We start from the raw sequence: 10,921 nt of genomic DNA on the forward strand, positions 1-10,921 counted from the left end.
CCCTGGGACTGACCGAGGCGGACCGCGCCGCGGTCGCCGAGGCGCTTGCGCGCACCGGTCTCGCGGGCAAGGAGAAACGCCTGCCGCGCGAGCTCTCCGGGGGCGAACGCCAGTGCGACGCGCTGGCCCGCGTGCTGGTGCGCGACCGACCGGTGTTGCTGCTCGACGAGCCATTCGCTTCGCTCGGACCCGCTTTGCGCGACGAGATGCTGAATCTGGTTGCTGCCGTTCATGCCGAACGCGCCATGACGGTGCTATTTGTCACCCACCAGCCCGAGGATGCACGCCGCATCGGCGAGCACATGGTGTTTGTCGACAATGGGTTGGTGGCCGCAACCGGCAAGGCTGATGATTTCTTTACCGGGGCTGGTCCGGAGGCGTTCCGGCGCTATATCGGCGCGGGTGCTGGATATTCCACATCACGCGATGTTGCCCGGAAGCGGACATAATTTACGGTCAAACCGGCTCCAGGCGATGTGGCGTTTGCTTGCCATGACCGGGGGAGTGTGGCTAGGTCGCCCTACCGGTCCGGCACAGGCCGTGATTTGCCTGCAGTATCCGCCGCCCGCCCTAAGGGACGGGCAACGGATGCAGCAGCAGTTTGAGATAGCGCATGACACGTTCCGAAGATCGCCCCCGATTTTCGTGGTCATGCGCCGGGACCCGAAAGGAAGCCGTTCTGGCGATCGGCGCTAACACATTGGGAATGAAACCGCTGGCGCGTTTTCTCGCGCTGGCCGGTTTTGCCGTGGCGTTGGCAAGCTGCCAGATGTTCACGCCGCCGGAAGTTCAGGAATCCGGCTTCCAGCCTTCCGACAAGCCGATCACAGTGGACAATGTCGGCGCCAACAACAAGCTCGCCGAATTGGCCAAGGCGCAGCACCCGCGCATCCTGGCGACTTACGGCGGTGAATATTCCGACCCCAAGCTCGAGCGAATGGTCGCCAAGGTGGTCGGTAGTTTGACGGTGGTGTCCGCCAACCCGACACAGACCTATCGCATCACCATTCTAAATTCGCCCAACGTCAACGCATTCGCGCTGCCGGGCGGTTATCTCTACATCACCCGCGGCCTCCTGGCGCTGGCCAATGATTCGGCCGAGCTTGCCGCTGTCATCGCGCATGAGATGGGCCACGTCACTGCCAATCACGGCCTGCAGCGCCAACAGCTCGAGGCAGAGGAAGGCCTGGCGACCAAGGTGGTTTCCGATGTGCTCGGCGACAGCCCGACCGCCAAGGCGGCGTTGATCCGCGGCAAGCTGAGGCTGGCGCAATTTTCGCGCAACCAGGAGCTGGAAGCCGACGCCATCGGCATCAAGTCGATCGGCGAGGCCGGCTACGATCCTTTCGCCGCAGGCCGCTTCCTTCAATCGATGTCGGCCTATACCGATTTCCGCTCGATCAGCGGCGCCACCGACGCCAGCCTGGACTTCCTGGCCACGCACCCCAACACGCCGCAGCGCATCGATCTGGCGCAGCGCCATGCTCGCCAGTTCGGCGCGCCGGGCGTCGGCACGCGCGACCGCGATTCCTTCCTCGCCGGCATAGACGGCCTGCTCTATGGCGACACGCCTGAGGAAGGCTATGTGCGCGGCGAAACCTTCCTGCACCCGGGCCTTGGCGTGTCGTTCACGGTGCCGGACGGCTTCATCATCGACAATTCGGCGGCAGCGGTGACGGCCACCGGCCCCGGCGACATAGCGATCCGTTTCGATGGCGTCTCTATCGACAAGAACCGGGCGCTGACGGACTATATCCGCAGCGGCTGGGTGGCTGGTCTCGTCGACAGCAGCGTCAAGCAGGAAACCATCAACGGCAATGAGGCGGCGACCGCGCATGCCGGCGCCGAAGGCTGGCAATTCGACATAGCGGTGATCCGCGCTGGCGGCCAAGTCTACCGGCTGCTGACCGCGGCCCCTTCCGCCAGCACGTCTCTGGACACGATCGCCCGTTCGGTAAGCGGCTCGTTCCGGATTCTGAGTGCTGCCGAAAAGGCGGCGCTGAAGCCGCTGCACATCCGCGTCGTCACCGTCCAGCCTGGGCAGACGATGGGTTCGCTTTCGGCGCAGATGGTCGGCGTTGACCGCAAGCTCGACCTGTTCCGCGTCCTCAACGCGCTGTCGCCCGGTGCCGCGGTTTCGGCCGGCGACAAGGTCAAGATCGTCACCGACAAGTAGGCGCCGCTGGACGCCTGCCGCCGTTCAGGCGGCAGTCGCCATGAACTCCGGATTCTGCTTCACCAATGCGACCTTGAGCTTTTCCATGGCGCGGGCCTCGATCTGGCGGACGCGTTCCTTGGAGATGCCGAGGGTTTCGCCGAGCGCTTCGAGTGTCGCGCCCTCGTCGTTCAGCCGCCGTTCCTCGATGATCCTCAGCTCCCGTGCGTTGAGCGCGCGAAGCGCCTCCCTCAGCCAGAGCGAGCGGCGCGCGACATCGATCTTGTCGCCGACGATCTCGTCGGGCAGCGGATCGTCCGAAATCAGGAAATCCATGCGCTCGGTCGAACCCGCATCGTCGGCAATAGGCATGTTGAGCGAGGAGTCGGGCGCCGAGAGCCGCGAATCCATCATCGCCACATCGGCTTCGGAGACGCCAAGCGCCTCCGACACTTCGCGATAGAGCGTGGCGTTGGAGAGCGGCTCCGTGCCATTCGCCAACCGCGCGCGCAGGCGTCGCAGGTTGAAGAACAGCGCCTTCTGAGCCGAGCTGGTGCCACCACGCACGATAGACCAGTTGCGCAGGATATAGTCCTGCATCGAGGCGCGGATCCACCATGTCGCATAGGTCGAGAACCGCACCTCGCGCTCCGGCTCGAAGCGGGCGGCGGCCTCGAGCAATCCGACATGACCCTCCTGGACCAGATCGCCGAGCGGCAGGCCGTAATGGCGGAACTTGGAGGCCATGGAAATGACCAGCCGCATATGGGCGACGGTGATTGAGTGCAGCGCGTTCTGGTCGTTGTCCTCTTTCCAGAGCAATGCAAGCCGATGCTCTTCGTCACGCTCGAGGTAGGGAGCCTTCATTGCCGCGCGGACCATGATCCGTCCTGCCGTGTCTTCCATCATGAGGCGCTCCCTGGGTGGTGCGAATGACTTTGCAAAGTTGGCTGCCGCCCGGGTTGAAATGCCGGCGTCGTGCCCTAGAACAGCCAGAACTGCCATGCGCGGGAAAGGTTCCGCGACCGCGGCGGCGCGATTGTGTTGCCTGAAGGATTCTCAGAAGGTCTGAGATGGCAGCGATCACGAGTGGAAAGTGCCGTTTAGAGAATATGGTTTCATAAACCCGCCGTTTTTGAAATCCTGTTCCTTATTTTTTCGGCTTGCATCTGTCAGTTTCCAGCGCTCACAAATATGCCGGCCAGCCGGCCAAGGACGGGATCACAGAAAAATGAAATGGCTCAAGTCGCTCATTATCGCCGGAACGCTGCAGGCCCTGGCTGTCGCTTCAGGTCATGCCGGCCCCAATCTCGACCAGATCAAGCACGCCGGTGTCATCAAGATCGGCACGGAAGGCACCTATGCGCCGTTCACCTACCATGACACGTCCGGTGCACTGGTCGGCTTCGACGTCGAAATCGCCAAGGCGATTGCCGAGAAGCTTGGTGTCCAGGCCGAATTCCTCGAAGGCAAGTGGGATGGACTGATCGCCGGCCTCGACGCCAATCGCTACGACGCCGTCATCAATCAGGTGGGCATCACCGATGCCCGCAAAGCCAAGTACGACTTCTCCGATCCCTACATCGCCTCCAAGGCGGTGCTGATCGTGCGCGGCGACAACACCGACATCAAGAGCTTCGCCGATCTCAAGGGCAAGAAGTCGGCGCAGTCGTTGACCTCGAATTTCGGCAAGCTGGCCGAAACGAACGGCGCTGAACTGGTCGGCACCGATGGCTTCGACCAGTCGATCCAGCTGCTTCTGACCGGCCGCGCCGACGCCACGATCAATGACAGCCTGTCGTTCCTCGACTTCAAGAAGCACAAGCCCGACGCCAATGTGAAGATTGCCGCGCAAGAGGAAAACGCCGACTATTCCGGCGTCATCGTGCGCAAGGGCGATCCGGAGCTGGTCGCCGCGATCAACAAGGCGCTGGCCGACATCAAGGCCGACGGCACCTATAAGAAGATCGCCGACACCTATTTCGGCCAGGATGTTTCGAAGTAATCTACGAGGCGAGCCGCTCCGCGGCCATGAGACACATAGAGCGGCGAGCCGTCTTTGACGGCCCGCCGCTTTTGTCGTGATATGGCAGACGCATTCTCGCCTTGACCAAGCTGCTTCGACCAATCTGGAGGGTCATACGTGCCGCACTGGCTGCAACTGATGCTGGAGTCGCTGCCTTCGCTGCTGTGGGCGGCGCTGATCTTCACCGTGCCGCTGACGCTGTTGTCCTTCGCCTTGGGGCTGGCCGTTGGGTTGGGTGCTGCACTCGCCCGGCTGTTCGGCCCCAAGCCGCTGGTCGCGCTTGTGCGCTTCTATGTCTGGATCTTCCGGGGTACGCCACTTTTGGTGCAGCTGTTCCTCATCTTCTACGGCCTGCCGTCGGTCGGCATCCTGCTCGACGCCTTCACGGCGGCGTTGATCGGATTCACGCTCAACATCGGCGCCTACACGTCGGAAATCATCCGCGCGGCAATAGGCTCGGTGCCGAAAGGCCAGTGGGAAGCCGCCTATTCGATCGGCATGACCTGGGGCCAGGCGATGCGGCGTACCATTCTGCCGCAAGCCGGCCGGGTCGCGGTGCCGCCGCTCTCCAACACCTTCATCTCGCTGGTCAAGGACACGTCGCTGGCCGCCGCCATCACCGTGCCGGAGATGTTCCAGGCGGCGCAGCGCATCGTCGCCACCACCTATGAGCCGCTGATCCTCTATGTCGAGGCGGCGATCCTCTATTTGGCGCTGAGTTCGGTGCTGTCGGCCTTGCAGACGCGGTTGGAGACCCGGCTCAACCGCTATGGCGGCTTCCTGGAGGCGCGCTCATGATCGGCCTCAGCAACATCGAAAAGCGCTTCGGCGACAATCTCGTGTTGAAGGGCGTGACGGTCACCATTGCCGAAGGCAGCGTCACGGCGCTGGTCGGTCCGTCGGGCGGGGGAAAGAGCACCCTGCTGCGCTGTATCAACCTCCTGGAGATCCCGACCTCGGGCACGGTGCGCATTGGCGACGAGACGCTCGAATTCCACCCCGGCGGCAGGGTTCCGGCCAGGGATATCCAGCGCCTGCGGCTGCAGACTGGCATGGTGTTCCAGAACTTCCAGCTGTTTCCGCATCGCACTGCGATCGAGAACGTCATGGAAGGGCTGGTGACGGTGTTGAAATGGTCGCCTGAGAGGGCACGCGAGCGGGCACTGGCTCTGCTGGAGAAGGTCGGGATGGTGCACAAGGCAGACGCCTGGCCAGCGACGCTGTCGGGCGGCCAACAACAGCGCGTGGCGATCGCCCGCGCTTTGGCGCCGTCGCCGAAAGTGCTGCTCTGCGACGAGCCGACCTCGGCGCTCGACCCGGAACTGGCGCAAGAGGTGGTCGAGGTGCTTGGCAAGCTCGCCAGCGAAGGCACGACCATGGTGATGGCGACGCATGATCTGCGCCTCGCCTCCAAGATCGCCCAGGAAGTGGTGTTCCTCGATGCCGGCGTCGTCGTCGAGAAGGGGCCGGCCGCGGTGCTGTTCAACAATCCGCAGCAGCAACGGACGAAGCGGTTCATCGCAACGCTGAAGCAGGAGGCTGAGAAGGAAGGCGGCGGCGCGTAAGAGCGCGGCCCAGAGTGTGTTGAATTCGGGTGATGGCCCAAAAGGGGCGCCGGTTTCCGGGATATCTTGCCGTGCGCGAGCAGGCCGTCAGCCGCCCTCCGGCATACTGGCCCTTGCTGCCGGCAGCCGCTAAAATTTCACCGTCGGCTCTCCCCTGACGCCGCGGCTTTTCATTTGCAGGTTCAGATATGATGGCTGACGAGCGCCACGCCAAGTCCGATGAGGATCGAACCGCATGTCTTGGGGATCACCCATCCGGCGCCGCCGCCGGTGAACCGGCCAACGGCGAGCGAGGCGATGCCGACCGCCGCCAGGTCGGCCATCGAGAAGATAAGATTGACGACGATGCCGAGGATGAGGAATTGCAACCCTACGGCAATGGCGGCTGACGGATCCACGAACTGCGGCAGGAAGGTCAGGAAGAACAGTGCTGTCTTGGGATTGAGGATCTCGACGACCATGCTGTCGCGGAATGTGTTCGGGGCCGGCCTGGCACCGTCCTCGCCCATCCGGTTCCAGCCCAGGAACATGGCAAGGCCCAGCGAAATGAGATATGTGGCGCCCGCCAATCGGATCATCGAGAAAGCGACCGGCGCGTGTTCCATCAGTGCGGCGAGTCCGACCGCCGCGGCCAGGATGTGCACGTAACAGCCGAGATGAACACCCAGTGCCGCCATCAATCCCGCCTGACGGCCATGGGCCAGCGTCTGCGCGGTCATGTAGAGAATCGCCGGCCCTGGCATGCAGGCGAAGGCGAGCGTTGCGAGGGCGAACGGAATCCAAAGATCCAGCGACGGCATGACGGCTCCTCCCATGTGATCAAGCCGTGGGAGGAGTAGGCTGGGGGTCAGGCCGAAAACATACGGCAGATGCCGTATTTGGATCGTGATCGGGCTTGGCTAATCTGCCGATGGTTAAGGGGACGTTGCCGAGCGGCTGCGATGTCAGCCGGCGGGCAATCCCAGACGAACCGCGTAGGCGGTCAGTTCGGCGGTGTTGTGGAGATTGAGCTTGCCCATCAGGTTTTCGCGATGCTTGCGAGCGGTCGGCAGGCTGATACCCAGCCGTTCGGCGATGTCGCGCGTGATCATGCCTTGCGCCACCAGTTGAAGGATCTGCCGTTCGCGCCGCGTCAGCGGCACCGGGGAGAGGATTTCCTGTGCGGCTATCGGCTCGCTGCCCCTGCCCATATCGCTGACGGCGAAGCGAACGGTTTTCGCCAGATAGGTGCCCCCCTTCTTGACCGCTTCGATGGCGGCGCCGAGTTCCTCGGGATCGCCGTCCTTGGTCAGGTAGGCGTTGGCGCCGGCACTGAGCGCGGCGCGCACCGTCCTCGGCTCGATATTGGCCGTCAGCACTACGATGCGCAGGTGTGGCGCCAAGGTCCTGATGGTGGCGATGAACTGCATCCCGGCGACGCCTGGCATGCCGAGGTCGAGGATCAAAAGGTCGGCGCGCGTGCTTCGCAGTTGGCCAAGCAGCGCCTCGCCATCCGCAGCCTCGGCGACGACCGAGACATTGTCCATCGCCGAGATGAGCAGCTTCAGCCCCTCGCGCACGATGGCATGGTCGTCGGCGAGTATGGCGGTGAGCGGGCGATTCATCAGGGCACCATCCAGGACTGCAGCGGCGTATATGGATCAATCGCCAACTTATGCGAAACAGGTTGCCGGTAGATCAACGGTACCGGGGAAGACCGCCCGGAGAATACTTGGGGCAATTGGGGGGATTCGATGCAGGAAGACAAGATACGCCAGGCCCTGATCGGACTCCTGTATCGCAATTCCTACGGCGTGGTCATCTCCAACATCGTGATCTCGATGGCGGCGGTCTATGTGCTGAGAACGGCCGTTTCCACCCATTGGCTGATCGGCTGGCTAGCGGCGCTGTATCTGCTGACGGCTATCCGGGTGCTGGCGTCGCGCCGTTTTTTCAGCCGCGCCCGGGATCGCCACTCGATCTTGCGCTGGGCATGGCTGGCGACGGCATTTTCCTGCATGTCAGGCCTTCTGTGGGGTGTGCTTGGCTGGGTCGGATTCATGCCCGAGGCGCCGATCGTGCTGTCCTTCACGGTCATCGTCCTGACTGGTCTCGTCTGCGGCACCGTGCCGTCTCTGTCGGCCTTTCCGCCGGCGCTGGTTGGTTCCATCCTGGCAACGGTGGTGCCGGTCGCCCTGCGCTGCCTGACCACCCAAAGCGATATTTCCGGCGCCTTCCTGTTCCTGCTCGCGTCGCTGGTGGCGATCAATTTCTACTACTGCCGTATCACCTACCGCATGCTGCGCGAAACCGTCAGCCTGCGACTGGAGAACGAAACGCTGGTCGAGCATCTGCAAGAGGAACGTGACAGGGCGCAGACCGCCGACCGTGCCAAGACGCGTTTTCTGGCGGCGGCGAGTCACGATCTGCGCCAACCGATCCATGCCCTGAGCCTGCTGGTCTCGACGCTTGCCGTTTTGGGGCAGCGCGGCGACGTACCCTCCGGCGAGGCGCGCGACCTGGCCAGCCGGGCGAAATCGGTTGTCAGCAACTTCAGTGGGCTGCTCAACGCTTTGCTCGATATCTCCCGGCTCGATGCGGGCATCGTCACGGTCGCGAGCGAGGCGGTGCCGCTGCGCGACCTCTTTGGTGATCTTCGCAATGAATTCGCCGCCGAGGCGAAACAGCGCGGACTTACGTGGCGCGTGGTCGACAGCGGCCTCTGCGTCGACAGCGACCCGATGATGCTGAAGCGCATTCTCAACAACCTGGTGTCGAATGCCTTTCGCTACACCAAGCAAGGTGGTGTCCTGTTGGGCTGTCGCCGGCGCGGCGCATGTGTGGAGATACAGGTCCTCGACAGCGGCCCCGGCATCCCCGCCGATCAGCAGGGGATGGTCTTCGAGGAGTTCGTGCAGTTGCAGAACCCGGCGCGGGACCGCACGCAAGGCCTGGGACTCGGGCTCGCCATCGTTCGCCGCACCGCCGACCTGTTGGGGCACCCGCTGAAATTGGCTTCGACGTCCGGACGCGGTTCCCTGTTTTCCATCACCGTCGCGAAGGCCGGCGCGGTGCAAGCTCGCTTAGAGGTCGACACGACATCGCCGGCCAGCAGTGCCGCCGGCATCATGGTGGTCGAGGATGAGGGCGACGTTCTCGATGCCATGGTGCGCTTGCTCAACCTGGAGGGACATCGTGTCTATCCCGGCCGCTCCGCCGCAGAGGCACGGAAGGCCCATGCGGCGGCGCTGGCTGCCGGCGATGCGCCGGTCGACCTGATCATCGCAGACTACCGTCTCGAGAATGACACCACCGGCACCGACGCGATCCGTGCGCTTCACGCCCATATCGGCCGCGTTGTCCCGACCATCATCATCACCGGCGATACCTCGCCTTCGCGCCTCAAGGAGATCAGCGCCAGCGGCAGCCGCATCCTGCACAAGCCGATCGCCGACGAGGAATTGCGCGAAACCATTGCTGCGGCCTGCTTTGCTGGCAAGGCGACAAGTGGGGACACACGTTAAACGAAAATGCGCGCTGGACGGCACCACGGTTCGGCGCGCCGGCAAGCCGCGATGCAGCACGCTGGTGCGCAGTACATCATCAACATCGAAGCTGCCGCCCAAAAGCAAAAGAGGCCCCGGTCAAACCGGAGCCTCCAATCGTTTCAGGCAGGATCTCTCGAAAAGGCGAGAAGGATCAGGCAGCTTCTTCCTGCTCGGCCTCTTCATTGTCGGCCTTGGCGCCACGCTTAGGGCCCTTGTTGAGGTTGACCTCGATCAAGCGCACGGCTTCGGTTTCCGACATGCGGTTGACGGCCGCGATCTCGCGGGCCATGCGGTCGAGCGCCGCCTCATAGAGCTGGCGCTCGGAATAGGACTGCTCCGGCTGGTTGTCGGCGCGGTAGAGGTCGCGCACGACTTCCGAGATCGAGATCAGGTCGCCCGAATTGATCTTCGCATCATATTCCTGGGCGCGGCGCGACCACATGGTGCGCTTGACGCGGGCGCGGCCCTGCACGACCTTCAGCGCGCGCTCGACATAATCCTCCTCCGACAGCTTGCGCATGCCGATGGAGGTCGCCTTGGCGACCGGCACCTTCAGGCGCATCTTGTCCTTCGAAAAGTCGATGACGAACAGTTCCAGCTTGTGTCCAGCAACTTCCTGCTCGTCGATCGAGACGATCTGGCCGACGCCGTGCGCCGGGTAGACGATGTACTCGCCGGTCTTGAAACCGTGACGCGCAGCGGTGGACTTCTTCTGCGGGGTGATCGTTGCCATTACGCCCTGAACTCCTTGTTGTGGCACCGGCGTCCTGCCGGTCCGAACTCGCGCGATCGGGGAAGCCGATCGTTAGCCGCACAACAGATGAACCCATCGGAAAGGCCGGACCGGCAAACCGCAACATCGCGACCGCCTGGCCCAGATCGCTCTGGTCCGAATGGGATTTTCACCTTTCAGTGATTTGGGGCGTCTGCGCCATAAATCGACGTTGTGTCACCGGCATGTTTCGCTGATGTAACACAAAAAGTCGGAAGAATCAAGGTTTTGCTGCATACGCGAAGGCCACAGGTCAGCGCCGGCTGTCAAGCCGGTTAATGTGACGTGCCTCTTACCCAGCGTAATACCGGCCTTTGCGGCCGTGTTGTCAATCGCCTTCGCCGGGCTCGGCCGAGAAGTATTTCTCAAACTTGCCGGCCTCGCCGTCGAAGGATTTGGCGTCTCCCGGCGGTTCCTTCTTGGCGGTGATGTTGGGCCATTTCTCGGCGTATTCGGTGTTGACCTGCAGCCATTTGTCGAGGCCGGGTTCGGTGTCCGGCTTGATTGCGTCGGCCGGGCATTCCGGCTCGCAAACGCCGCAGTCGATGCACTCGTCGGGGTGGATGACGAGCATGTTCTCGCCTTCGTAGAAACAGTCGACCGGACAGACTTCGATGCAGTCCATGTATTTGCATTTGATGCAATTGTCGGTCACGACATAGGTCATCGGTCGGCTCCGGGACGTCCCATTTTGTTGGGCTTTTTCCGTCAGGTAACGCCTTTGTCGACCGCTTGCAAGGGTAGCCATTGCGGACGGTGCCGGTGTTTCCGGAATGGAATTCCAGACTGCAGGCCCGGCGGAAGTCAGTCATGTCCCGCAGAGCGTCTGTTTGCCGGGCTCAGTTCTCGCCTCAGGCGTGCCGTTGTCCCAGAACC

11 protein-coding genes are annotated in these 10,921 nt (G+C 63.0%); 6 read left to right on the forward strand and 5 right to left on the reverse strand.

From position 1 onward, the window contains the following. Together EN984_RS08465 and EN984_RS08470 are read left to right on the forward strand one after the other, a co-directional pair. The coding region (locus EN984_RS08465) for an ATP-binding cassette domain-containing protein (RefSeq protein ID WP_127383699.1) at positions 1-449 on the forward strand (449 nt) is incomplete at its 5' end. Between the two features lie 257 nt (positions 450-706). Beyond that, positions 707-2,176 carry a M48 family metalloprotease gene (locus EN984_RS08470; protein ID WP_127267258.1) on the forward strand — a complete coding sequence of 490 codons (1,470 nt, stop codon included), beginning with the start codon at positions 707-709 and terminating at the stop codon, positions 2,174-2,176. Positions 2,177-2,200: 24 nt separating this feature from the next. Here EN984_RS08470 and EN984_RS08475 read toward each other — a convergent pair whose 3' ends face one another. Beyond that, entirely contained in the window at positions 2,201-3,064 is an 864-nt protein-coding gene (locus EN984_RS08475; RefSeq protein WP_023814301.1) for an RNA polymerase factor sigma-32, read from the reverse strand. Between the two features lie 322 nt (positions 3,065-3,386). Between EN984_RS08475 and EN984_RS08480 the strand changes: the two genes are divergently transcribed. The 3 genes from EN984_RS08480 (at position 3,387) to EN984_RS08490 (ending at position 5,746) form a co-directional block, all read left to right on the forward strand. Beyond that, positions 3,387-4,160: an amino acid ABC transporter substrate-binding protein gene (locus EN984_RS08480; protein WP_127267251.1), complete on the forward strand. Its 774-nt coding sequence runs from the start codon at positions 3,387-3,389 to the stop codon at positions 4,158-4,160. A 138-nt stretch (positions 4,161-4,298) separates the two neighbouring features. Beyond that, positions 4,299-4,979, forward strand: coding sequence for an amino acid ABC transporter permease (locus EN984_RS08485; RefSeq protein WP_127267252.1), 681 nt, complete (start codon positions 4,299-4,301; stop codon positions 4,977-4,979). Continuing rightward, positions 4,976-5,746 carry an amino acid ABC transporter ATP-binding protein gene (locus EN984_RS08490; protein WP_127267253.1) on the forward strand — a complete coding sequence of 257 codons (771 nt, stop codon included), beginning with the start codon at positions 4,976-4,978 and terminating at the stop codon, positions 5,744-5,746. The genes EN984_RS08485 and EN984_RS08490 overlap by 4 nt, the downstream gene beginning before the upstream one ends. Before the next feature lie 182 nt (positions 5,747-5,928). Here EN984_RS08490 and EN984_RS08495 read toward each other — a convergent pair whose 3' ends face one another. Next, a complete protein-coding gene (locus EN984_RS08495; protein ID WP_127267254.1) occupies positions 5,929-6,546 on the reverse strand; it encodes a LysE family translocator in 618 nt (205 codons plus the stop codon). 144 nt (positions 6,547-6,690) lie between these two features. Then, positions 6,691-7,350 carry a response regulator transcription factor gene (locus EN984_RS08500; protein ID WP_127267255.1) on the reverse strand — a complete coding sequence of 220 codons (660 nt, stop codon included), beginning with the start codon at positions 7,348-7,350 and terminating at the stop codon, positions 6,691-6,693. Positions 7,351-7,479: 129 nt separating this feature from the next. Here EN984_RS08500 and EN984_RS08505 point away from each other — a divergent pair, with 129 nt between their 5' ends. Further along, complete coding sequence (locus EN984_RS08505) at positions 7,480-9,249, forward strand: ATP-binding protein (protein ID WP_127267256.1); 1,770 nt, start codon at positions 7,480-7,482, stop codon at positions 9,247-9,249. Positions 9,250-9,424: 175 nt separating this feature from the next. Here EN984_RS08505 and EN984_RS08510 read toward each other — a convergent pair whose 3' ends face one another. After that, positions 9,425-10,006: a CarD family transcriptional regulator gene (locus EN984_RS08510; protein WP_013529179.1), complete on the reverse strand. Its 582-nt coding sequence runs from the start codon at positions 10,004-10,006 to the stop codon at positions 9,425-9,427. Between the two features lie 367 nt (positions 10,007-10,373). Then, positions 10,374-10,712 (reverse strand): ferredoxin FdxA, encoded by a 339-nt coding sequence (gene fdxA, locus EN984_RS08515; RefSeq protein ID WP_127267257.1) that lies wholly within the window; start codon positions 10,710-10,712, stop codon positions 10,374-10,376. Positions 10,713-10,921: the final 209 nt, after the last annotated feature.

The organism is Mesorhizobium sp. M7A.F.Ca.CA.004.12.1.1, from assembly GCF_003997835.1.
Classification (GTDB): domain Bacteria; phylum Pseudomonadota; class Alphaproteobacteria; order Rhizobiales; family Rhizobiaceae; genus Mesorhizobium.

Excerpts from the sequence above, each read along its gene's own strand:
- fdxA (WP_127267257.1), bottom strand. The coding sequence starts at position 10,712 with ATGACCTATGTCGTGACCGACAATTGCATCAAATGCAAATACATGGAC.
- EN984_RS08500 (WP_127267255.1), bottom strand. The coding sequence starts at position 7,350 with ATGAATCGCCCGCTCACCGCCATACTCGCCGACGACCATGCCATCGTG.
- EN984_RS08495 (WP_127267254.1), bottom strand. The coding sequence starts at position 6,546 with ATGCCGTCGCTGGATCTTTGGATTCCGTTCGCCCTCGCAACGCTCGCC.
- EN984_RS08475 (WP_023814301.1), bottom strand. The coding sequence starts at position 3,064 with ATGATGGAAGACACGGCAGGACGGATCATGGTCCGCGCGGCAATGAAG.
- EN984_RS08470 (WP_127267258.1), top strand. The coding sequence starts at position 707 with ATGAAACCGCTGGCGCGTTTTCTCGCGCTGGCCGGTTTTGCCGTGGCG.
- EN984_RS08505 (WP_127267256.1), top strand. The coding sequence starts at position 7,480 with ATGCAGGAAGACAAGATACGCCAGGCCCTGATCGGACTCCTGTATCGC.
- EN984_RS08510 (WP_013529179.1), bottom strand. The coding sequence starts at position 10,006 with ATGGCAACGATCACCCCGCAGAAGAAGTCCACCGCTGCGCGTCACGGT.
- EN984_RS08480 (WP_127267251.1), top strand. The coding sequence starts at position 3,387 with ATGAAATGGCTCAAGTCGCTCATTATCGCCGGAACGCTGCAGGCCCTG.
- EN984_RS08490 (WP_127267253.1), top strand. The coding sequence starts at position 4,976 with ATGATCGGCCTCAGCAACATCGAAAAGCGCTTCGGCGACAATCTCGTG.